The 23943-nt window shown below is 52.6% G+C and carries 21 protein-coding genes; 20 read left to right on the forward strand and 1 reads right to left on the reverse strand.

Annotation, left to right across the window (positions count from 1 at the left end):
* From tssH to EXW94_RS00255, 7 genes are all read left to right on the forward strand, one after another.
* Nucleotides 1–2464 (forward strand): type VI secretion system ATPase TssH (tssH, locus tag EXW94_RS00225; RefSeq protein ID WP_174339217.1); only part of this gene is annotated, 2464 nt, incomplete at its 5' end.
* A gap of 14 nt (nucleotides 2465–2478) precedes the next feature.
* Nucleotides 2479–3051, forward strand: coding sequence for a type IV secretion protein Rhs (locus EXW94_RS00230; protein ID WP_174339218.1), 573 nt, complete (start codon nucleotides 2479–2481; stop codon nucleotides 3049–3051).
* Nucleotides 3045–3512 (forward strand): putative T6SS immunity periplasmic lipoprotein, encoded by a 468-nt coding sequence (locus EXW94_RS00235; RefSeq protein ID WP_254797790.1) that lies wholly within the window; start codon nucleotides 3045–3047, stop codon nucleotides 3510–3512. The genes EXW94_RS00230 and EXW94_RS00235 overlap by 7 nt, the downstream gene beginning before the upstream one ends.
* 17 nt (nucleotides 3513–3529) lie before the next feature.
* The gene (locus EXW94_RS00240; protein WP_174339219.1) at nucleotides 3530–3739 is read left to right on the forward strand and encodes a hypothetical protein; all 210 of its coding nucleotides are present in this window, start codon (nucleotides 3530–3532) and stop codon (nucleotides 3737–3739) included.
* A gap of 77 nt (nucleotides 3740–3816) precedes the next feature.
* On the forward strand, nucleotides 3817–6363 hold the full coding sequence (locus EXW94_RS00245) for a type VI secretion system Vgr family protein (RefSeq protein ID WP_174339220.1): 2547 nt from the start codon (nucleotides 3817–3819) through the stop codon (nucleotides 6361–6363).
* Nucleotides 6360–8273 carry a lipase family protein gene (locus EXW94_RS00250; RefSeq protein WP_217436301.1) on the forward strand — a complete coding sequence of 638 codons (1914 nt, stop codon included), beginning with the start codon at nucleotides 6360–6362 and terminating at the stop codon, nucleotides 8271–8273. Before EXW94_RS00245 ends, EXW94_RS00250 begins: the two co-directional genes overlap by 4 nt.
* Nucleotides 8257–9006: a hypothetical protein gene (locus EXW94_RS00255; RefSeq protein ID WP_174339221.1), complete on the forward strand. Its 750-nt coding sequence runs from the start codon at nucleotides 8257–8259 to the stop codon at nucleotides 9004–9006. The genes EXW94_RS00250 and EXW94_RS00255 overlap by 17 nt, the downstream gene beginning before the upstream one ends.
* 78 nt (nucleotides 9007–9084) lie before the next feature.
* Here the strand turns inward: EXW94_RS00255 and EXW94_RS00260 are convergent, their stop codons facing one another.
* The gene (locus EXW94_RS00260; RefSeq protein WP_174339222.1) at nucleotides 9085–10116 is read right to left on the reverse strand and encodes an IS630 family transposase; all 1032 of its coding nucleotides are present in this window, start codon (nucleotides 10114–10116) and stop codon (nucleotides 9085–9087) included.
* Between the two features lie 204 nt (nucleotides 10117–10320).
* On the opposite strand from EXW94_RS00260, the gene EXW94_RS00265 reads away from it, so the two are divergent.
* The 13 genes from EXW94_RS00265 to EXW94_RS00325 form a co-directional block, all read left to right on the forward strand.
* Nucleotides 10321–10557: a hypothetical protein gene (locus tag EXW94_RS00265; RefSeq protein WP_174339223.1), complete on the forward strand. Its 237-nt coding sequence runs from the start codon at nucleotides 10321–10323 to the stop codon at nucleotides 10555–10557.
* A 261-nt stretch (nucleotides 10558–10818) separates the two neighbouring features.
* On the forward strand, nucleotides 10819–11085 hold the full coding sequence (locus tag EXW94_RS00270) for a PAAR domain-containing protein (RefSeq protein WP_174339224.1): 267 nt from the start codon (nucleotides 10819–10821) through the stop codon (nucleotides 11083–11085).
* Between the two features lie 3 nt (nucleotides 11086–11088).
* Entirely contained in the window at nucleotides 11089–12243 is a 1155-nt protein-coding gene (locus EXW94_RS00275) for a hypothetical protein (RefSeq protein ID WP_174339225.1), read from the forward strand.
* Nucleotides 12230–15652, forward strand: coding sequence for an ImcF-related family protein (locus EXW94_RS00280; protein WP_174339226.1), 3423 nt, complete (start codon nucleotides 12230–12232; stop codon nucleotides 15650–15652). The genes EXW94_RS00275 and EXW94_RS00280 overlap by 14 nt, the downstream gene beginning before the upstream one ends.
* Nucleotides 15652–17247, forward strand: coding sequence for a type VI secretion system protein TssA (gene tssA, locus EXW94_RS00285; protein ID WP_174339227.1), 1596 nt, complete (start codon nucleotides 15652–15654; stop codon nucleotides 17245–17247). The genes EXW94_RS00280 and tssA overlap by 1 nt, the downstream gene beginning before the upstream one ends.
* Before the next feature lie 34 nt (nucleotides 17248–17281).
* Entirely contained in the window at nucleotides 17282–18067 is a 786-nt protein-coding gene (locus EXW94_RS00290; protein WP_174339228.1) for a hypothetical protein, read from the forward strand.
* A 7-nt stretch (nucleotides 18068–18074) separates the two neighbouring features.
* On the forward strand, nucleotides 18075–18503 hold the full coding sequence (locus tag EXW94_RS00295) for a hypothetical protein (RefSeq protein WP_174339229.1): 429 nt from the start codon (nucleotides 18075–18077) through the stop codon (nucleotides 18501–18503).
* 95 nt (nucleotides 18504–18598) lie between these two features.
* Nucleotides 18599–20362 carry a type VI secretion system baseplate subunit TssF gene (gene tssF / locus EXW94_RS00300; RefSeq protein ID WP_174339230.1) on the forward strand — a complete coding sequence of 588 codons (1764 nt, stop codon included), beginning with the start codon at nucleotides 18599–18601 and terminating at the stop codon, nucleotides 20360–20362.
* Nucleotides 20317–21420 (forward strand): type VI secretion system baseplate subunit TssG, encoded by a 1104-nt coding sequence (tssG, locus tag EXW94_RS00305; protein WP_174339231.1) that lies wholly within the window; start codon nucleotides 20317–20319, stop codon nucleotides 21418–21420. Before tssF ends, tssG begins: the two co-directional genes overlap by 46 nt.
* On the forward strand, nucleotides 21401–21937 hold the full coding sequence (gene tssJ, locus EXW94_RS00310) for a type VI secretion system lipoprotein TssJ (RefSeq protein ID WP_174339232.1): 537 nt from the start codon (nucleotides 21401–21403) through the stop codon (nucleotides 21935–21937). Before tssG ends, tssJ begins: the two co-directional genes overlap by 20 nt.
* Nucleotides 21930–22382, forward strand: a complete 453-nt coding sequence (gene tssE, locus EXW94_RS00315) for a type VI secretion system baseplate subunit TssE (protein WP_174339233.1) — start codon at nucleotides 21930–21932, stop codon at nucleotides 22380–22382. The genes tssJ and tssE overlap by 8 nt, the downstream gene beginning before the upstream one ends.
* A gap of 14 nt (nucleotides 22383–22396) precedes the next feature.
* Complete coding sequence (locus EXW94_RS00320) at nucleotides 22397–22867, forward strand: hypothetical protein (protein ID WP_174339234.1); 471 nt, start codon at nucleotides 22397–22399, stop codon at nucleotides 22865–22867.
* A gap of 81 nt (nucleotides 22868–22948) precedes the next feature.
* The coding region (locus tag EXW94_RS00325) for a type VI secretion system ImpA family N-terminal domain-containing protein (protein ID WP_174339235.1) at nucleotides 22949–23943 on the forward strand (995 nt) is incomplete at its 3' end.

Below are 23943 nucleotides of genomic sequence, written 5' to 3' on the forward strand. Positions count from 1 at the left end.
GGACGCCATCTGGCAGGATTTGCTTGGCTGGCTCGATAAACAGCCGCGCTCGGTACGACACCGCCCGCAGCTGTCTGATGCCATTCAGTCTCTGCTACAGGAAGCCTGGCTGATTGCTTCTCTTAACGGCGAGGAACAAATACGTAGCATCCATCTACTGATGGCGCTGGTTGACAAACAGAAACTGGTCCGCTGTGACGGGCTGTGGCCGCTGCTGACGCTGGGCCAGAGCCAGCTGGAACGTCTGCGTCCTCTGCTCGACGCACAGTCGGACGAACGTCCGGACGTGCAGCAGGAAGCAGAGCTGGCGCAGAGCCACGGTGGCGAGGTGGAGTTTGTCGGTCGTCCGGTGGGTGCAGAACTGAAAGAGGGGGAGCTGACCCCGGCCCTGCAGAATGCGCTGGATAAATTCACCCTCGACGTCACCACCAAAGCCAGAGAAGGCAAAATCGACCCGGTCTTTGGTCGTGATACTGAAATCCGCCAGATGGTCGACATTCTCTCACGCCGTCGTAAGAACAACCCGATTCTGGTCGGTGAACCAGGCGTCGGTAAAACCGCGCTGGTTGAAGGTCTGGCGCTGCGTATTGCAGAGGGCAACGTGCCGGAATCTCTCAAGCCGGTTAGCCTGCGCACCCTTGACCTCGGTCTGCTGCAGGCGGGTGCGGGCGTGAAAGGCGAGTTCGAACAGCGTCTGAAAAACGTCATCGATGCCGTGCAGCAGTCACCGGTACCAATTTTGCTGTTTATCGACGAAGCCCACACCATTATCGGAGCCGGTAACCAGGCAGGTGGCGCAGATGCGGCCAACCTGCTGAAACCCGCACTGGCGCGCGGCGAACTACGCACCATTGCCGCGACAACCTGGTCTGAATACAAACAGTACTTCGAGCGCGATGCCGCGCTGGAGCGCCGCTTCCAGATGGTGAAGGTAGACGAGCCGGATGATGATATGGCGTGCCTGATGCTGCGCGGCCTCAAATCCCGCTACGCAGAACACCATAACGTGCACATCACCGATGACGCTGTGCGTGCTGCGGTCACGCTGTCCCGTCGCTACCTGACCGGACGCCAGCTGCCGGACAAGGCCGTTGACCTGCTGGATACCGCCGCCGCGCGCGTACGTATGAGCCTCGACACGGTGCCAGAACAAATTGTGCGCCTGAAAGCACAGCTGACCGCTCTGGAACTGGAAGAGCAGGCGCTTCTGGAAGATATCGCCGCCGGCAGCAACCGCCATGGTGACCGCCTGGGTGCCATCGAGCAACAGCGGACTGAGCTAGATGCGCGTGTTGCGGAGCAGGAAGCACGTTTCAGCACTGAAAAGGCGCTGGCACAGCAGCTGATGGCCAGCCGCAAGGACATCAGCCAGCAGGCAGAGATTTCCGACCTGCAACAGCAACTGGAGCAGGCGCAGCAGGGCGACGTGCTGGTCCAGGTGGATGTGGACACCCGTACGGTCGCGAACGTGATTGCCGACTGGACCGGCGTACCGCTCTCTTCCCTGATGAAAGACGAGCAGACCGAACTGCTGACCCTGGAATACGAAATCGGCAGCCGTGTTGTCGGCCAGGATGTATCCCTTGAGGCCATCGCCCAGCGTTTACGCGCGGCAAAAACAGGACTGACGTCAGAGAACGGCCCGCAGGGCGTGTTCCTGCTGGTCGGCCCTAGTGGCGTCGGGAAAACGGAGACCGCGCTGGCGCTGGCGGACGTGCTGTACGGCGGCGAGAAGTCACTCATCACCATCAACCTGTCTGAGTACCAGGAGCCGCACACGGTGTCGCAGCTGAAAGGCTCACCGCCGGGCTATGTCGGTTACGGCCAGGGCGGTATTCTTACCGAGGCGGTACGCAAGCGTCCGTACAGCGTGGTGCTGCTCGATGAAGCGGAAAAGGCGCACCGCGACGTCATGAATCTGTTTTATCAGGTCTTTGACCGCGGCTTTATGCGCGACGGCGAAGGGCGTGAAATTGACTTCCGTAACACCGTTATTCTAATGACCTCGAACCTCGGCAGCGATCATTTGATGCAGTTGCTCGATGAACAGCCGGACGCGACTGAAGGCTACCTGCAGGAACTGCTGCGCCCGATATTGCGTGACCATTTCCAGCCGGCGCTGCTGGCCCGCTTCCAGACCGTGATTTACCGCCCGCTGAATGAGCCCGCCATGCGCACCATCGTGGAGATGAAGCTGTCACAGGTCAGCCAGCGCCTGCACCGCCACTACGGACTGACCACGCGCATTGATGAAAGCCTTTACGATGCGCTGACTGCCGCCTGCCTGCTGCCGGATACTGGTGCGCGCAACATCGACAGCCTGCTCAATCAACAAATTCTGCCGGTGCTGAGCCAGCAACTGCTGACCCATATGGCGGTGAAACAGAAACCCCACACCCTGACGCTCGGCTGGTGTGAGGAAGACGGGATTGGGCTTGAATTTTCAGGCGCAGCTGAACGCTAATCCGGAGGCAGGGAATGACCATTCATGATGCCAGCAAGAAGAAAAAGAAGGACGTCAAAAAGCGGGACGACGATTCCGTCAGAAAACTGACCACCGGGGAAGTCGCCTTAGCCAGAACGGTATTCGGTAACCGGATCGATTACGAGAAGGTGAAAATTCATCATGGCAGCTATCTGCCGTTTAATGCGCAGGATGCGAATACGGCAATGACGCCTAATGGTGAAATCTACTTCATCAATCAGTACCGGGATGATTTTTCACAATCGCTGTATTCGCTTCAGCATATGTTTATTCACGAAATGAGCCATGTCTGGCAGCGTGAAAAAGGGATGAATGTTATTGGACGAGGTCTGGTGAGCTGGCTTGTCAGTTATCGCTATACGCTTGATGGTCGCCTGCTGAGTGACTATCCGATGGAGCAGCAGGCACAGATTATTGCCGATAATTTTGTTTTGCAGACATTTGGTTATGAAATCTGGTGGCACCTTGAAAATAAAAAGTACCCCGACATTACGCTTGATGGCGACATTTCTGAGGCGGCAATACGTGAAGGGTATAAAAATTCTCTGAGAGGTTTCCCATGGTGAGTGTGAACCATTTTCGAAAAATTATCTTTATCGTTGCATTAGGCATGTCGTCGGTAGCGCTGACTGGCTGCCCGGGCCCTGGCGACAGAATGAGCCTGGATGAAACTGCGCAGGTAAGCAGGAAAGGTAATGACGTTTGCATGAGTATTAATGATGCTCGAGATTATCAGCCTGCAGACATGGGTATCAATCTTCGGGGTACTCCGCCTAAAGAGAAAGAATTCAACTTCTCACCAGATCTTAAGATTGTTGATGGTGCATTGTGCATTCCACCGTCTTACTACCATTTCATGAATGGTAATAAATACATTGTTGAATTCGTGCTTCATTCAGCAAACAACAAAGATGAACCCCGGAATTTTGTTGTCGGAATAGGCTTTAATGATACCCAGGTATATAACTTTCCTTTGACCGACCGCGAAATTTTAAGGCCTTATGGCTCAATTGAAGTTTCTGAATAGTGCCCCGGTATAACGCCATGAAGGTTTTTATCTTTTTAACTTTAGTGGTGGCGGGAGTGCTGTTTCTTCCGGATACGTGTTTTTACGCATTCGTTAAGCGCTTTATCCCCATTAGTGGCGACGGTGAATACGGCATGAATAATTTTGAAATGACCGTTTTGCTGATGAAAACCCTCGCCTGCACCCTCGGGGCTGGAGCCGTAATCACGCTTTTTCGTACTCGCTGAGTACCCCTGATTAAACCTGTTACTTGCCCGTCGGCAAGAAAGTCATGGACTGCAGGTTATCCCATGGAGTCAAAATCATGAGTCTGACAGATACGCTTAAGAACACCCTGTCTGCGCTAACTGAAGGCGGGCTGAACCGCTATCGTCTGGATATTCCGTCCTGCACAGCTTCACTGGATGTGGAAGAGTTTAACGGTAAGGAGTTCATGAGTGAGCTTTACCACTACGACATCATCTTTACCAGCAGCGATCAGAATATCAGTTCAGCGCAATTGTTGACCAAACCTGCCGCGCTGACTATGGGAACCGGGCCTCTGATGGGGCTGACCGGGCAGAAAGTGGTGCATGGTGTGGTGACGCATTTTAAGCGTATCAGTGGCTCACGTGACCAGGCGACGTACCAGATTATTATTGAGCCGTTCCTGTCTTTGCTGCGTAAGCAATTCCGTACCCACCGTTTTTTCGTCAACAAGTCGGTACCGGAAGTCGTCACCGAAGTATTACAGGAGCATGGCCTTAAAGGCTGGGAGTATGAGTTCACTCTCAAAGCCGACTATCCAAAGCGCGAACAGATCAATCAGTACAAGGAAAGTGACCTCGCGTTCATTGAGCGTTTGCTGGCCGAAGTGGGGATTTTCTACTTCTTCACCCTGCAACCTGACACCCAGACTGAAGTGGTTCATTTCGCAGACAAGCAGAGCGCATGGACGTTCGGTAAGTCTCTGCCGCTCAGCAGCCCATCGGGAATGAGTGACAATGCAGCGGATTCGGTCTGGGGGGTGAACGTCCGCCAGAACGTGGTTGAGCGTACTGTTACCGCCAGTGATTACAATCACCGTGAAGCACAGAATGTCCTGGCCTCTGTACCGGCGGACATGACCCGCGGCGACGGCGACGGTGTTACATACGGTGAGGTCTATCACTACCTGCCGCGTCATCTTGAACGTGGCGACAAAATCACACCTTCAGCGGAAACCGGCAACTTCTGGGCACGCCTTGAACACGAGCGTTTTCTCTCAGGACAGACGACTATAAGCGGTTGCGCTAATGATGCGTTGCTTTCCCCGGCCCAGGTGCTGACCATCAGTGAAAGTGTGGTACCACCGACACTGCCATCAGAAACGGACAACGGTATTATCATTACCCGCACGGGCTATATAGCCAGTCGTAAAGATGCTCTGATCGTGATGTGGGAAGGGATGCCGTACTACGAGAACCGCTGCTGGCGTCCTGCCGCTAAAAAGCGCCCGGTGGTCAGCGGTACGCTGATGGCGCGTGTGACCAGCGCCAAAGATAACGATATCTACGCCTGGCAGGATGCATCAGGCATGTACCGGGTGAAGTTTGATGCCGATCGTGATGACAAAAAGCAGGGCATGGAAAGCATGCCGGTGCGCTTTGCCAAACCTTACGGAGGGGACAAATACGGTTTCCACTTCCCGCTGATCCAGGGCACTGAAGTTGCCATTGCATTCCACGAAGGTGATCCGGATCGTCCGTATATTGCCCATGCTATGCACGACTCCCGCCACGTCGACCACGTTACTGAAGCCAACAGCACGCGTAACGTTATCCGCACAGCTGGCCTGAACAAGCTGCGGATGGAGGACAAGCGCGGCGAAGAGCACGTCAAGCTCAGTACAGAGTACGGTGGTAAGACCCAACTTAATTTAGGGCACAACGTCGATGAGGAGCGCGTTGTTAGAGGAGAAGGTGCAGAACTGCGCACTGATGATTGGGTAGCTGTTCGGGGGGGGAAAGGGATTTTATTAAGCGCTGACTCTCAGCCAAATGCTGACGGTATAATGCTCGATATGCATGAAGCTGTACAGCAGCTGGAGCAGGCTCTTTCTCTTGCAAAAAGTCTTAGCAAAGCAGCTGAGACAGCAAAAGCAACTTCGGCAGATTCCGATAGCCAGTCAAGTTTGAATAGCGCGCTGTCCGGACTGCAAAAACCAGGAATATTAGCTCATTCACCGATGGGTATTGGGATGATCAGTCCCGAAGCAGTTCGGATTGCGTCTGGGAGTCAAAGTGTAGGAATAGTATCTGGTCGCAATACAGACATAAGCGCAGCTCAGTCGGTAACTGTTGCGGCCTCGAAAACTGTCAGCGTATTTGCACAAAGTGCAGGGATGCAACTTTTTGCAGGACAGGGCAAAGTGGATGTGCAGGCGCAAGGCGATGCATTGAATGTTCAGGCACTGAAGGATGTCACAGTTACCAGCAATAGCGGCAACGTGACGGTTAATGCCAGCAAGGAATTAACCCTTGTTTGTAATGGGGCTTATATCAAGATCAGCGGCGGAAATATTGAGCTTGGATGTCCGGGGAATATTCTGCTGAAAGCTGCAAATGTGCAAAAAATGGGCGCGGCAAACTTAAATTTGTCTCCTCAGGAGCTGCCTAAAGGATTTAAAGGTGGATTTGCAATAACTAATCAGGATACGGGTGAGGTGATGCCGTACACTCTTTATAAGGTAACCACCGCGGAAGGTGATGTTTATTCAGGGACAACAGATAAGCTCGGTAATACCATGCCAATTCATACTGCGTCTCCGTCATCAATGAAAATTGAGTTTCCTCTAAGCAGTACTGACAGCGAACAAGGAGCGTCATCATGAGCGAATCAAGAACATCAGCGATAGGGACATTCGGCAAAGCCCAAGCCCCAGCACAAAAAAAATGCTGGATTGAGATTCAATTGGTTGATGAAAATGATAACCCTGTAGCAAATATGTCGTGTCGTGCCGAAAATGAGGCATCACGCGATAAAGTCATAGAACCATATACTGGGAAAACCAACTCTGAAGGGGTGTTTCGGATTGATAACTTGCTTCATCCGGATCTTACTCTTTTTGTTGAATCTCAGTCGCTTGCTGATGAAATGGAAAAAAGACCGCTCAGCATCGAAAGGACTAATTCTTATTCGATGAAAATGTCGCCAGTTACCGTTGATAAGAAATCGAGTTTTATTTGCTATTATGTGGTTATAGGTCAATTGTGCGACAAAGCACCTCAAATATCTGGCTGGGAAGCAAAAGAACTGCCAGCATTTCACTTTCCAGATCCTGAATTTTCAGGGTTAACGATCTCGAATATGTATTTTAATGCGAGAATAATAGTGAAAATCTGCCCCTTCAGAGCATGGAATATACTCCTTCATCATACAAAAGAGTATTCTATTGTTAATGCTATGAATTTAGGGGTGTTGGCTAATTTGTCATATAATGAAAAGGAAGATGTTTTTTCCTTATTCAATAAAAAATTCCAAGACTTATCTGAAGTTCCCTTGTTAGGCTATTGCCCTTTAGTTATAGATGTACCTTTCAGTGAGCGCTATATTGACCCGATTTTTTTAGATACAACAGAGGGAAATAATGGAGAAGGGGGGACGCAACTGTTTTATATTCATAATGAAAAGCAGATGATAGTTGCATGGAGAGGTACTGAGCCATCTGCAGGGGCAGATATAGTTACAGATGCTAAATTCCTTCCTGTCCCCTGTCCAGAGATTGTTCCTTTAGGGCAGTGTCATCGAGGTTTTTTAGAGGCATTTAAGCTTGCTCAACGACTTTTCCCGGAAGATTTTGAACGATTAAATTCCTTACTCGCAGGGCGAGAGTTGTTTATTTGCGGTCATAGTTTAGGTGGTGCGTTGACATTGCTACAAGCATCAACGCTGAAAAATTACAACCCCGTGATTTATACTTACGGCATGCCAAGGACGTTTACAAGAAACGCAATATCATCGCTGGGAAATATTACTCATTATAGGCATGTGAATGATACGGATACGGTAACCAGTATACCAATGGAAGTTGATGTTGATAATGAAATGTATAAACTTTGGGCTAATATGGCTGTTGCATTTGGATTTCCAAAAGCACTCGCTGATACTGCTGTAAGTGTCAAAAGTAAATCGCAAGACCCATATTGGCACCACGGAAATGTTGTTGTTTTCCTAAAGGCCGAGCAAGCTGTAGTTAGTTTCAAAAAGAATAAGTTTGCCGCTTCTGGTGTTGATTTTGGCAGCAATTCTCCAACTCTAAATATAAAACAAGTTTCATTTAAAAAAGCTAAACTTTACCTTGTCCCAGAGCTTAATGAAAGTGCTTTTTGCGAATCGGAAGATAAGCACAGGAAATTTATCGAGTGCCTTGATCCTAAAAGCATTGATAGATATTTTAAGAAAAATACAAATCCAGACCTTGATTCACTAACAAATCCAGCAAACCATTCAATGGCAAACAAATATTTACCTTTTTTGAATAATCAACTGCTGGAGTTAACAGATCCCTCACGTGAATTGGAACGAAAAACAATACGAAAGGAATTTGAAGAGCTAGTGAATGAATCAATGCATGCGTCAGATAAAGTGTCGATGGATGAAGCTGTACGCAATAAATTATTTATCGAACTGCAAAATCTTTTGCCTCAGGCATTGAGAATGACTCGGGGCATTGTTGTAAATGAGAACGCGCTTGTTCGTTTTAATGATAGAGCGGAGGAGCAATATGAAAATATCAACTAAATACGTGCTTCCTGTAATGGTTTTGCTTTTAGCATCTTGCAATAAAGATGAAGCATTTTCACCTGTAGCAAATGGAAGCTCAGTTTCTTTATCTATTCAAATACCAAAGCATTTGGAAATGCTGCCCTTGAAAGTGATGTATCGCTCTGACATTTGCCGTAAGAAGCAAGTTGATGGTTCAGGAAATAGCTATAATGAGGCTGGTTATAAAACCATGAACCTTGTCTTAAAAAATGAAGGAAAAAGTAACGAGTATAAAATCCCCATTCCTAGAAATGGTGGAGGGGATTGCGAATGGAAGTTAAGTAACTTAACACTAAGGTTTCAAAGTATTCCTGGGGATGGTGACGCTCAAAATGTTCCAGCAAGTGAGGTGGTCATATTCGATAATAATGCCCCCCAACAACTTAGAGGTTCATATATAGATGTTAATGGTGATCTTGATTTGACAGGCGATTATTTCCCTATGGTTACAACATATTATATTAATGGAAATAAAAAAGTATCATCGATTGTTAAAGGGGAGTCGGATAAGATGTATCGGATGCATAGTGGAGATAATATTTATTTTAATCCCAGATTCCATTCGAGAAAGATTATTAAAGCAGTTGAACCTAAAGAACAAAAAATAGGAGTGTATATGTCGGTAACATATCCGGATGGTACTGTCGAGTCTTCTCCCTATTTCCCTAATTACAAAAAACTTCAGCTATTTTCGGAAAGCAGTAATTAATTGTTATTTGTAATTAATGCTTGGGTTGTTAGGTTAAATGATTTTATATGCTATGCTAAATAGCTGCGCCTAATACCGCTACACTTTTTCCAGTCCATGCTGTCCTCCCGGGAAGGGACTGACGGTTTCCATAAAATGACGAACCTTTTTCAGTAGCTGCCACATTGAACGGCACTGATGATTACGCGTTATCGTGTCATGCAGCGCCTGCCATAACCGCTCAACATGGTTTACCCACGGTGAGTAAACTGGCTGATAAATCACTCTGAACTTCGGGTTCCCTTTCAGCCACCGCTGTGTTTCATGGCTTTTATGGATAATGTAGTTATCCACGATGAGCGTGATGGTTTTTGCCCGTCGATATGTGCCTTTCAGGTGCTTCAGCAGGCTGATGAAGAGTGCCGAACTCTTGCTGTTTCCACCCACATAGCTGACTTTGCCCGTGCCGCTGTGCAGCGCTCCGGCCAGATAGTATTTTTCATTCTGCCCCGGCGTTATCACGCGTTTCTGTTGTCCACGCAACTGCCAGTCTGCACCGATTTTGGGATTAAGGTGGATATCCACTTCATCCTCATAAAAGACCGGGTGTTCTGCGCTGCATTCGTCCAGTGCTTTATGGATTGCCGCCATCTTTTCGTCCTTATGCGGATCGCGGATACGCAACGTTGGCGCAGCCCTGCGCCATACCAGTCCGGCAGAGGGCAACCAGCGACGCACAGTGCCTGCATGCAACTGACACCCGGTTATCTCATTGATTTTTATTGTCAGTAATTCGGTGCTCCAGCGTGAACGTTGATAACCAAAATCGCCGGGAGAGTGCTTTATCAGTTCACGTAACAAGGTGCAAATATGCTCAAAAGGCCAGCGTCGGGAGCGTCCTGCCGGTAAGGATTTGAGGCCTTCCACACCCGATAACGTGAACCAGTTAATCCAGCGCCCAACAGATGAACGGGCGCAACAGAGCGTTCTGGCAACGCAACTAACACTGTTACCCCGGTGCAGCATCAGCATAGCGGTGAGTCTGCGGGCATAATTTTTATCGCGTGTTTTATGGATAGCTTTTTGCATCAGGCGGCGTTCGTCGCGGGGTATTGGTGCTATGATCGGCATCGCTCAGTCCGGTTGGTGATTTGTTTTGATTTGGCGATTGATCAGATCGCACAATTCGGGCTGAGTTCCCTTTAAGTGATCTACTATTCGGCGCAGCTATTTAGATATAGAGTTATTCCCAGTCTAACTTCGTGTCATTTTATTTTGCCATCGCATAATTCAAAGAATATATTTCAAATTAAAATGGTTGAGTTGTTATTCTAAGTGCAGGGCGATTATGAGGTTTTTTTTTCATCAAGTCTCTACGGCTTTTCAGTATTATGCTTTTGCGCTGCTTTATATTTTCCCTCTTTTAGCACAGATACAGGTTCAAGTGATGGTCTTGCTTTACTTATAACTGGAGGGTTTGGTCTTTTTGTTGATCCTGGTGCTTCATTTTCTTGGTTAGCTAATCCATTTTATATAGCATCACTTATAGGAGTGATTAAAAAAAGAAAATAACCTATTGTTCATATTGTCCCTGGTGTCATTTGTTTTAGCCATTTCTTTCTTGGGAGTGAAAAGCATTATTGTAGACGCTGGAGGTCGTGACAGATTAATAATCTCTTATGGCTTAGGATATTGGATGTGGATATCTGCTCCGTTTATCATGATGGTTGGTCAATATATCGACATTAAACGGTGTGAAGGATTTAAATACAGCTGAGTTGATTTTGCTAATGGCTTTATTTTTAGATCGTAAATGGTTGCGGAGGTTTCAATATGTCAAACGGTTTTGTATTGCTGGGAGATAAAACAACGCATGGTGGAGAAGTGATCTCTGCTTCTTCAACTATGATAGTTAATAATAAAAAGGTGGCTTTAATAGGGGATAAAGTAAGTTGTCCTAAAGAAGGCCACGGAATAAATGCCATTATAGAGGGTTCGCCTGAATGGTCTTCTGATGGTAAATCAGTTGTCGTGGATGGTTGCCATTGTGAATGTGGTTGTCAGGTAATCTCCAGCGCGCCGGATTGCGCTATAGGATAATTAATGAGTTGGGAGCGTCAAAAATCACATGTTACTCCGATGCCGGAAGAACCTTCTCTTCTTATCTGGCTTATCGGTGGCCTCGCTGCCTTGATCGCAGGAGGGTTGATCTTCGTTCTCCATGCTAATCAGTTGCTGGGAGCAGGGCAGAGTTACAATATTTGGGTTGTGTCCGGCTCTCCACCACTTATCTGGATTTTTTGCATTTGCTTGAGAGCCTGGCTCTATAACAATGATGTTGATAAGCACGAATTTGAATCGAAAGAAGCTGACTACTCTCAACAGCAATGGACCGAATGGGCCGGGCGTTATCTGGCTGTAATGGGCAGTGAAGTGATCCTGCCTCAATCACTGACAGTGCCAATGTTCATACCTGGAAGTACCGAATTAGAGGAATTCAACGGGTTGGTCAGGCGGCTTGATATTAGCCCAGCCATAGCAGCGTCATTAAAACAGCTCGACGGCGTTAAAGTTGCGCTGATGCGATTACCAACAGATATAGCGTTGAAGGCATTTCTGCTAACTGATTCACCTGAGGATGATGCTGCGCTAAAAGCGATATTTGATGAATGCTGGCGTGAGTTGATGCCAGCGGAGCGTCCTGCCCCCACATTGTCAGTGCTGCGCTCTCTTTCTTTTGATTCTGTAGAACAAAGAATTAAAACGCCAGATATTTCTGTTGAGCTTGTCATGGTGCAACAGCTGTGTGGTCGTGATAGATATAGCGATGCGCTTGCTACGCTGTTGCTGACAACTGATGATGTTGCGACCAAATATGAACTAGGCCACAACGTACGTCTGCTCCGTCCTATGTCTCTGGAAGGCGATGACATGCTCAGTGAATTTGATCTCTACTTTTCTACTCAGACCCAGTCTATCAATACTCAGCATGTCATTGGTGACCACGTTCGTTGGGGGCAGTCGTTTTCATTGATGCTTAAAGCCAGTGAGTTATATCAGGGGCACTGGAAAACAGAGCAACTGCACTGGCTTGAGACATATGCCGGGCGCTGCGGGCCATTTTCCCCCTGGATAATGACTGCCATAGTCAGTGATGCGGTACAGCTACTGAAGACAGACTGTCTGATGTTATCGGAAGGTGAAGGGCAGCGTTTTATTAATACCGTGACAACAGGGAATGAGAATGAAAGCAGTTGAGGATACTGTATGGCGTGGGAACTGGGGGCGTTTCGGGCTGACAATAATTATTACTGCGGTAGTCGCCTGGCTTATCTGGAACTACGGTGACAAGGTTGGTTTGGATACTAGAGGCTTAAAGTGGCTTGGGTTCGCAGGCGCTATGATTTTGGTTTTATTCATTCGCCATGGCGGGATCGTGCGTCAGGCAATCCAGGAGCGCTGGCATCGCTTTCAGGCTAAGCGAAAGAATGTCCTGCCTGCCGATGAAGGCCGTGTCAAGCAGACTGCACCTCGTAATGTCACCGTCGACACTATCCGTCAAGCAATGTGTAACCTCTACGGCCGTAGCTGGGGACGTAAAACACGCATCCTGCTGATAACCGGTACCGCCGCTGAAGTGGAGCAACTGACGCCGAAGCTCACCACTCAGCTCTGGCAGGAAGATCGCGGCACGCTGTTGCTGTGGGGCGGTGACCTCAATACACCTGCAGACAGTGCCTGGCTGACAGCGCTGCGCAAACTTCGCCGCCGTCCGGTGGATGGTCTAGTGTGGGTCACCTCGGCCTTTGACCAGCTCTCAGCACCGGGGCTGGAACAGCCGCTGCCGGTACCGTCTGAAAGCACCATGGATTCCCTGTCCCATGCCATCAGCGCGCGTATGGATAAGCTTGGCTGGCAGCTACCGTTGTATGTCTGGTCCCTGCACCCGCGCGCCGGTCAGCCGGAAGGGCGCGTTACTCAGGCGGCAGGTTGTCTGTTGCCTGCTGGTTGTCGTACAGAAGGGCTGGCAGAACAACTCTCCGCCCTGACGCCGAATTTGACTTCACAGGGTCTGCAGCAGACCTGCGGCGAGGTGAAACATAACTTCCTGCTGACGCTGGCTGACCAGCTCATTCGCGAGCCACAGAGCGTGACCGCACCGCTGTCGGTGATGCTCAATCCATACCGCCCGCTGCCGCTGGCCGGCGTGGTGTTCAGTCAGCCCTCTGCTGGTGCAGAACGCGCCGTGACGCACCACTGGGGCATGGATAAGCGCTGGGATGTTTTACCTGAGTCTGTCCGCACGCTTGCTGCCGGACTGCGTCCGCGCAAGCCGGGCATTCCATGGAGTAAAGTGTTTGTGTCAGTCGCTGCCCTGGCGATGGTGGGCTGGGCTGTGTGGATGGGTATCGCGTATGTCACCAACCGCAGCCAGATTGCCGGTGCGAATGCCCAGGCCGCACTTGCCGCCCGACAAAATCAGCCGCTGGAACAGCGCCTGCAAGCACTGTCTGAACTGCAGAAAACGCTGGCCCGACTGCAGTACCGTTCAGAACACGGCGTGCAGTGGTACGAAAAGGCCGGGCTGAGCCAAAATAACGCCCTGCTGGCCGCACTCTGGCCACGTTATCAGGACAGCGCACTACCGCTGTTGCGGGATGCGGCTGCGGACCATCTGCAGACTCAGCTCAGTGCCTTCAATGCGCTGCCGCCGGGCAGCCCGCTGCGTGAGCAGATGGCAAAAACCACCTATGCCCAGCTAAAGCTCTACATGATGCTGGCGCGTCCGGAGCATATGGACGCCGCCTGGTTCAGTTCGGCACTGCTGCACGACTGGCCAAAACGCGATGTCGTGAAAGACGGCGTCTGGCAGGGCGTGGCTCCGTCACTGCTGTCGTTCTATGGTGCGCAGCTGGCTGCGCATCCTGAGTGGAAACTACGGGCAGATGAAAGCATGGTCAGCCAGGCGCGCTCCCTGCTGGTACGCCTGATGGGCGTGCGTAACAGTGAGTCGACCCTGTACCAGAAGATGCTCTCTCAGGTGGCACATCTGTATGTCGACATGCGTCTGGACGACATGACCGGCGATACCGATGCATCCCGTCTGTTCAGCACCACGGAAGTCGTACCGGGCATGTTCACCCGCCAGGCCTGGGAGCAGGCCGTGCAGCCTGCCATCGAGAAGGTAGTGAAGGCGCGCCGGGATGAGCTCGACTGGGTGCTGACTGACAGCAAGCGTCAGGTGAATAAACAGGACGAGACCTCGCCGGAAGCCCTGAAAAAACGCCTGACGGAACGCTATTTCGCTGACTTTGGCGGGGCCTGGCTGGAGTTTCTCAACAGCCTGCGCTGGAATCGGGCCACCACGCTGTCGGATTCCATTGACCAGCTGACACTGATGGCCGACGTGCGTCAGTCACCTCTGGTGGCGCTGATGAACACCCTGAATGTCCAGGGGCGCACTGGCCAGACCGGAGAAGCCATTTCGGACTCACTGGTGAAGTCAGCGAAGAACCTGCTCGGCGGTGATAACCAGGATGCCATTGACCAGAGTGCGGGCGTTCATGGTCCGCTTGATGCGACCTTTGGTCCGGTGCTGGCGCTGATGGACAAAGGCCGCACGGGAGCACAGGAGCAGAGTCTGCAGTCGTTCCTGACCCGCGTGACGCAGGTGCGTCTGCGCCTGCAGCAGGTCACCAATGCCGCCGACCCGCAGGCCATGACCCAGACCATTGCCCAGACGGTGTTCCAGGGCAAAGCCGTGGACCTGACCGAAACCCGTGACTACGGCAGCCTGATTGCCGCAGGCCTCGGTCAGGAGTGGAGCGGCTTTGGGCGGACGGTGTTTGTGAATCCGATGGAGCAGGCCTGGCAGCAGGTGCTGACCCCGGCGGCCGACAGCCTCAATGCCCAGTGGCAGCAGGCGGTGGTGGCTGAGTGGAACAGTGCCTTTGGTGGCCGTTATCCGTTCAACAACTCCAGCAGTGATGTTTCCCTGCCGCTGCTGGCCAAATACCTTAACGCGGATTCCGGGCGTATCGCGCAGTTCCTGCAGACCCGCCTCAAAGGCGTGCTGCACAAAGAGGGTAACCACTGGGTACCGGACAGCATCAACTCGCAGGGGCTGGCGTTTAACCCGGCGTTCCTCAACGCCATCAACACCCTGAGTCATATCTCGGATGTGGCCTTCACCGAAGGCAACGCCGGCATGAACTTCGAGCTGCGTCCGGGCACTGCCGATGGCGTGATGCAGACCGACATGATTATTGACAGCCAGAAGCTGATTTATATGAACCAGATGCCGGCGTGGAAGCGCTTCACCTGGCCTGCAGATACCGAGGCCCCGGGTGCGAACCTGAGCTGGATAAGCACGCAGGCGGGCACCCGCCAGTACGCCGATATTCCCGGAGCCTGGGGCTGGATCCGCCTGCTCGATAAAGCCGCGGTCAGTGCTTACCCGGGTGTGGGCAGCAGTTACAGCCTGAGCTGGAAGGCACAGGATGGTCGCACGCTCAATTACACCCTGCGTACCGAAGCGGGAGAAGGCCCGCTGGTGCTGCTGAAGCTGCGCAATTTCCATCTGCCGGAAACCATCTTCAGCACCACCGGCATCGTGCCCTCAGACCCGGCGACAGATACGGCCAGTGACGACGGGGGGACGTACTGATGAGCACACTCAATGCCTTACTCAGTGCCTGCCAGACCGAACAGGCACCTCTGCTTGACGCCACCCGTGAGCGCGTGGCGCAGTGGGACAGCTGGCTGCAGCCGCTGTCCGGTTCATCGTCCGTTGGTGAGGATCCCGGCTATGACGATGACTTCCAGCAGATGCGTGAAGAGGTCAACAAACTCTCCGGCGCGGATACCGAGCTCATCTGTCGGCTGGCTGAGAAGCTGCTGACCACCACCGCCAAAGATATTCGCGTGGGGACGTACTACTGCTGGGCGAAGCTGCACCGCGAAGGTGAGCAGGGGCTGGTCGAAGGACTCGAACTGCTGGCTGGTCTGCTGGAGCGCTTTGGTGCACAGTTGCACCCGCAGCGTGACCGCAGCCGTAAGGCCGCACTGGAATGGCTGGCAGGATCGCGCATGACCGACTCGCTTTCCCTGTACCCGGAAGTGGTCAGGGAAGAGGCGATGCGTACCACCGGAGCGCTGCTGCTGATAGCCGGACTTACCGAAAATGAGCCGGATGAAACCCGTCCTGACCTCAATGCGCTGTACGGCGCGCTGGAAAGCCGTTTGCAGAAAGCGGGCGGCGTGGATGCGGTGGTACCGCAGAACGCCAGTACCAGCGAAACTCCGTCGTCTGCCAGCCACAGCGATGCCCCGACCATCGGGCGGATCACGTCCGGTCAGGATTTGCTGGCCCAGGCTCGGACGCTGACCGAATATTTGCGCGAGCAGCCAGATGGCTGGCTGTCAGCACACCATCTGATGAAGAGCCTGCGTCACGATACACTGCAGGCCATCCCGGCCCCGGATGCGCAGGGGCGTACACGCATCGAGCCGCCAAGGGCGGATCAGCGCGCGTTACTCAAACGCCTCTACCTGCAGCAGAACTGGGCTGAAATGCTGGAAACGGCCGACAGTACATTTTCGCGCGGTGCCAATCACCTGTGGCTGGATTTGCAGTGGTACATCCACCAGGCCCTGACGAAATCCGGTCAGGACACCCTGGCTGACATTATTGCTGCCGACCTGAAAGGGCTGCTGTCTCGTCTGTCCGGGCTCGAGACGCTGGCGTTCAGTGACGGCACGCCGTTTGCGGATGAAGTGACGCTGAACTGGATCCAGCAGAGCGTGCTGGACACCGCCGGCGGCTGGGGTGATGACACGCCATCCGCCCCGGTCACCTCTGGTCACGACGACATTCTGGCGCTGGAGCCGGAAGCCGTGGCACTGGCCGACAGTGAAGGTCCGGATGCCGCGCTTGGCTGGTTACAGACCCGGCCGGGCATGACCACCGATCGTCAGAAGTGGCTGCTGCGTCTGCTGATGGGCCGCATTGCCGAGCAGTACGGTAAAAATGACCTGGCCGTGCACCTGTTTGCAGAACTGGGTGAACGGGCCCGTGAAGTGACCCTCAGCAACTGGGAGCCTGAACTGCTGTTTGAGGTCCAGGCCCGCCATCTGAAACTCCTGCGCATGAAAGCCGGTCGCAGTGAGGCTGATAAGGTTCGCCTGAGTCCCTTCATGGAACAACTACTGGCAGGGTTGATTGCAATTGATCCTGTTCGGGCTACGGTACTGTGCGGATAGATTTCGGTTAAACGTTTGACAGTAAGGAGACATAATGTACAAAAAGTATCGTATAAACCTTAGTGAATCAGAGTTGATGATTAGCTCTCGTCGTGACTACTATAAAAGAAAAGGGGATGAGATTTTGGCAACTATGAAGCCGGAGTCTCCCACTAATGTGGTATCTCGTTTGTTTGATGGCAATAGTATTTTGGATGCCAGTCTTTTGACTGGTGCATGGTTTCCACCAGTGGAAGCAGATGTATTTATTTCACATTCTCACCGAGATGTGTATAAAACTATTTGCTTTGCTGGTTGGTTATACGAACATTTTGGCCTTCGGGCATTTATTGATGCTTGTTTATGGGAGTATTCTGACGATCTTCTCCGGGAAATGGATAACAGGCATAACTTGCTTGATAGCGGCCACTATTCGTATAAAGGGAGGAATGTTTCAACAGCACACGCCCATGTTATGTTGATGTCATCATTGTTATCAATGATGGACCAAACAGAATGCTTAATTTTTATTGAAGGTGAGAATGCATTGAGCTGCGTTGAACCCGACTCAGAAAAGACCAGTTCACCTTGGATTTATACTGAGTTGATGGCATCTCGTTTGATTAAAGTAAATCCTCCAAAGCGTTTAAAAAATATATCCAGGAGTGATTCTGTTTATGCAATGGATGAGTCGGCAGGTTTGGAAGCTTTAAGTGTAGAGTATGATGTCAGTGACATTCTTCGAGGCGTCACCCGGTTAACACGGGCTGAACTTATGAATTGGCAACGCAAATGCTCAGTGCAGGGGCCATCTGCACTGAATGTATTGTACCAGGGTTGAAATAGATATGAATGAAGAACAAAAAACCGCACTGTATTTTATTCAGGATACAATTACTCGGTTAAGCCAAAAATCCTTTCTGGTCAAAGGATGGAGTGGTGGTATTTTAGGTTTGTCTATATCTTTTAATAAAGTAATTCAACCCTCTGTTGCTGTGGTTGAAGGGGTATGTTTCATTCTTGTTGTATTTTGGTTTTTGAATGCTCTCTATCTTCATAATGAGCGTTTGTTTCGAAAGCTTTATGACATTAAAATACAACCAGGCCTGGCTGATTATCTCAGTATTGATTTAAATGTTGTACGTGGAAATTACTGTCAAAACTTCCGTGCGTTCATTTGTGCTTTTTTATCTCGTACTGTTTTGCCATTTCATTTGGCCTTTTTGATTTGTACGTTGACATTCCTTCGTGTAGCCCAGTCTGTTTCTCCTTCCTGATGCCAACTGAATTATCTTTTATTATCGGTGTGTTTATTTGTGATTTATTGGTGTCAATAGATGTTATTATTTTGTTATGTAACTAATGGTTTATTATGGAAGATCTAACCCTGCGCTATTTCGATGCGGAAATGCGCTACCTCCGTGAAGCCGCGAAAGAATTCGCCCAGACCCATCCGGATCGGGCCGCGATGCTGGATCTGGATAAGGCCGGGACTCCCGATCCGTATGTTGAACGGCTCTTCGAAGGCTTTGCTTTCTCAATGGGACGGCTACGGGAGAAGATCGACGACGACCTGCCTGAACTGACCGAAGGGCTGGTCAGCATGCTCTGGCCACACTACCTGCGTACCATTCCTTCACTCTCGGTGGTGGCGTTCACGCCCGCACTTCAGGCCGTGAAGATGGCAGAAGTGATGCCCGCGGGTCTGGAAGTGTATTCCCGCCCGGTGGGGCCGAAAAACACGGTTTGTCGCTACCGCACCACCCGTGATGTGATGCTCAACCCGCTGAACATCTCAGGGGTGACCATGAGCACCGAGCCTGACGGACGCTCGTTGCTGCGGATGCGCTTTGCCTGCAGCACCCAGGCGGACTGGTCTCATGCTGACCTCAGTCACCTGAGTCTGTACCTCGGTGCAGATGCGCCTGTCAGCAGCCAGCTGCACCTGATGCTGACCAGACGGCAGGCTGCGCTTTATATGCGTCTGCCCGGGCAGACCGACCGTATTCGCCTGGACGGGTACTTCTCGCCGGGAGGATTTGCAGAGGAAGACGGGCTGTGGCCGAAGGGGGATACTGCCTTCAGCGGCTACCAGCTGCTGCTGGAGTACTTCACCTTCCGCGACAAGTTTATGTTCGTCCATCTCAACGGACTGGACGGTATCACGCCGCCTGCCGGTGCAGAGTATTTCGACATCGAAGTCGTGTTCAGTACGCTGTGGCCATCAGACCTACCGGTCACCAATGACGCGGTTCGTCTGCACTGTGTGCCGGTGATTAACCTGTTCACACTGGAGGCTGACCCGCTCACCATTACCGGGCTTGAGAGTGAGTACCTGCTGCGCCCCAAACGGCTGCAGGACGGACACACCGAGATTTATTCGGTGGATTCGGTGACAGGCTCAAACCGGACCAGTGATGCCGAATACGTCCCGTTCAGCAGCTTCCGCCATAAGGGCGGAATGATGCGCCGTCACGCACCGCCACGGTATTACCACACCCGCGTTAAGCGGGGCGTCACCGGACTGTATGACACCTGGCTTATCCTCGGTGGTCACCAGTGGGAGGATGACAGGCTGTTTGAGCGCGAAGCCGTATCGCTGCAAATCACCGGCACCAACGGTCAGTTACCGCGCCGGGCGCTGCAGAGCACGCTGCTTGACCGCTGTGAGCAGGTGGTGCAGACGCCATTGACGGTGAAAAACCTCTGCAAACCCACGCTGCCGGTTTACCCGCCAGCAGAAGACCGTTTTCACTGGCGGGTACTGAGCCACCTCGGCTCCGGGTTCCTGAACATGATGAGCACCGCCGAAGTGCTGCGCGGCACGCTGGCACTCTATAACTGGCAGGAAGATGAACTGAACACCCGCCGTCTGGAGGCGATTCAGCATGTGGAGCACCACCGCCTGCAGCGTTTTGAGCAGGGCTACCTGCTGCGGGGGCTGGATATCGAAGTAACCCTCGACAGCAACGGCTTCACCGGTGAGGGTGACATTCACCTGTTCGGTGAAATGCTCAACCGCTTCTTTGCGCTCTATGCCGACATGAACCAGTTTAACCAGCTCACCCTCATCGTTCAGCCAGAAGGAAAATGCATCCGGTGGAAAGAGAATCACAGTCCACGCCTGCCCGGCTGATGGAGCAGCTACTGCAGTACATGCCGTACATGAACTTTTATCGCTTCTGCCAGCTACTCGAGCAGAGCCAGCCGGATAAACCGGTCACCGGTAGTTCCTGGCAGGTGCGTCATGAGCCGGTACGCTTCCGGCCCCATCCGGGCATGGGCTTCCCGGCCTCTGAAGTCAAAGGGATTGAGCTGTCTGAGCATTCGCATCTGCCGCCGACGGTACGCATAACCTTTATGGGGCTCTACGGCGTGGAATCCCCACTGCCGACGCACTATATCGATGACATCACCCAGCGCCGTGAAGGCTATGAGGCGACAGCGGATTTTCTCGATATCTTCAACCACCGGCTGATTGCCCAGTACTACCGCATCTGGCGTAAATACTCTTACCCGGCGAGTTTTGAAGCCGGCGGTAAGGACAACATCTCGCAGTATCTGCTGGGCATGGCAGGCCTGGGCATCGATGGCTGCACGGACAGCATTGCCGCCCCCGCCTCACGCTTCCTGGCACTCCTGCCGGTGATGCTGCTGCCGGGACGAACAGCAGAAGGCATGGCCTCGCTGGTGCGCCTGCTGGCACCAGACACACAGGCGAAAATCTGGCACCACGACAAGCGCCGCGTGCCCCTGAAGAAGCCGCTGACCATGAGTGTCAGTCAGCCCGTCACCCTGACCAGTCGGCCGGTGATGGGTAACTATGCCACCGACGTGAACAGTCAGGTGCTGATGCGCCTGACCTCCACTAATCCGGCAGAAGTGCAGGGCTGGCTGCCCGGCGGGGAGCTGCACACGGACCTGATGGCGCTGCTAAATGTCTACCTTGGCTCGCGCCTCGATGTCCGTCTGCAGCTCTGCGTCGACCGCAGCCTGTTGCCGGACGCGACCATGAGCAGTAAACCGCAGGCAGGCGCCGTGCAACTGGGCCGCACTGCCGTGATGCGACCGCTGAATGCGGCGAATACTGCTACACACCCCAAAACAATCACCATTAATCTGGGCCGCTATGAGCGGGTTCAGGAAAATCTTCACCGCAGGGAGACCGATGAACATGGCGAGTACCGCTGGTAAATTCCCCCTGGCGGCCCTTGCCGCGGGTATCATCCTGATGCTCGCTGGCTGTGGGTTGACCCAGAGTGTCACGGACGGCACCGTCGCCGTGACCAAATCGATTTTTTATAAGCAGGTGAAAACCCTGCATCTGGATATTCGTGCCCGAGAGGCCGTTAACATTAACGCTGGCGGCGTGGCACTGTCGACGGTGGTGCGCATCTACCAGCTTAAGGACCGCAAAATCTTCGACAGCACCGACTACCCGTCATTGTTTAAGACTGACAGTCAGGCCATCAAAGCAGACCTTGTGGCGGAGAAAGATATTCGCCTGCAGCCGGGTGGGGCGGTGATGATTGATATTCCGATGGAAGAGAGTGCGCAGTATGTGGCGGTGGCCGGCATGTTCATGGCCCCGGACCAGGTGAGCAACACCTGGCGCGTGGTGCTGAGCCGTGAGGACCTTGATCCGGATAAGGCTCGTGTCATCGAAGCGGGCAACAACCGACTGACCCTGAAGGTGCTGAAAGATGAGTGAACCATCCCGTCCTTCATTGTATGAAACTCTTTATGGCAACTTCACCGGCGGCCTCGATCTCCACCAGGTAAGCGAGCAAAATCAGGTGATTTTGTCCGTGCTCGATAATATGCAGCGTATCCTCAACTGCCGTGCCGGTACGCTGGCTCATCTGCCGGACTATGGCCTGCCGGATATGACCAAAATTCTCCAGGGAATGCCGGGAACGGCCCATGAGCTGATGGGCACCCTGTCTGCCGTCCTGCTCAGATATGAGCCGCGTCTGAAAAAAATCGCCGTGGTCCTGCTGGAGCAGAACGTCCCCGGCGAGCTGTGCTACGCGATTGATGCTGAACTTAAAGGTGTCGGTCTGGTGCGCTACGGCACTGAATTTATGCCCGAAGGTCGCGTGCTGCTGCGACACCTGAAGAGTCAGCAGTATGTGGACTCAGCAACCCGTCTCTGAGGTCAGATAACATTATGTCACTAAAATCACAGTTTCTGAAACAGGAGCAGGCCGGACAGCCCGCTCCGGTTGCATCAGCCACCTGGCGTCAGGCCGATATCGCAGAGTTTCACCTGAGAATGACGCTGCTTCAGGAGCAGATGGACGCGTGGCTCGACGGTACCGGCCTGAAGGTGGGGACCTTCAGCGTCTGCGTTACGGACCTGCTGGCGGAGGTCGGAGCATTTGATATAGACGGCATCGTACTGCGCGTGGACGACCGGGCGGTAAAGTTTACGCCGGTATTTTTGTACGGCCAGAGCGTGGTCGGATGTGTGGACGTGACCCTTCACGCAGAAGGGTGCATCACTTCAGTGGGGCGTTTATTCATGCAGGCAGGTCAGCTTAACGACTGGCGACTGACTCAGCCAGGGGCTCCGGCCCTCCCCGGAGAGCATTTTGACGAAGGCGCATTTTTTGGCCTGATTTTATCGCGGCTGCCATAGCGGACCTGCAGAACCCGCAAACCCGCGCGAAGCCGCTTAACCAGAAAACAACGTCCGTCATTCTGATATGGATATTCAGCCGTGAATAACATGACTCCCCGTAAAATCAAAACCGGTGGCGACCCCAGGGCGCTGCCGGATTATGCCGCCCTGCGCGATGAGCTGAGCAAACTGACGCATCCGGCGCGTCCGGATGTGAACTGGCGATATGCCGAAAAACTCTGCCTCTCACTGTTTGAGCAGAACGGCGTGGAGCTGCAGACGGCAGCCTGGTATACGCTTGCCCGTATGCAACTGGCCGGCCTGTCCGGCCTCAATGAGGGGCTGGCAATACTGGAAGCACTGATAAGCCATCAGTGGGGGACGCTCTGGCCGCAGCCGGTGCATGCCCGCATGGAAATCCTCAGCAGCCTGAGCCTGCGCCTGCAGCAGCGGATGCGCACGCTGGCGCTGAATTACAGCGACCTCAGCCAGCTGTACCGGGCGGAACAGCTGCTTGGCCGTCTGGGTACGGTACTGCAGCGCCTGGAGCTTAAGCATCTGAGCCAGCTGGATGTGCTGCGCACGCTGATGCACAACAGCGCCGTCCGGCTGGAAAACAGCGATGGCACCGGCGCGAACATTCAGCCCGGTATCGTGTTGCCTTCCACCATGATGAATGGTTCGACCGCATCCACGAGGGACCTTGCTGGTGGTCCGGATGACGATTTCAGGGTACCAGACAGTGCAGTGAAGTGGGTGTATGTCGCGCAGCCTGAACAGCAGCCGAACGTGGACGTTCTGGCGACAATGCCCGCGCCGGTAAAAAAATGGAAATCCTTCGCGGGCGGGATGTGTACCATGCTGCTGATAAGCTCAGCTGCCGCATTCGTCTGGCAGTATCTTCACCGTTCCGACCCGCTACAGGTTCAGTTTGCCGCCTCCCTGGCACCGTTACCGGCCGTGCTCACGCCTGAGCAACTGGCCATTCTGCAACAGCGGTCACCGGTACCAGCACAGGTAATCGCTCAGACACAGCAGCAGCTGGCCAGGCTGGAAAAATTACCTCCCGACTGGAATATCGCCTATGGCAGAAA

The sequence above is a fragment of the Enterobacter sp. JMULE2 genome (assembly GCF_013337145.1).
Taxonomy (GTDB): Bacteria; Pseudomonadota; Gammaproteobacteria; order Enterobacterales; family Enterobacteriaceae; genus Enterobacter; species Enterobacter mori.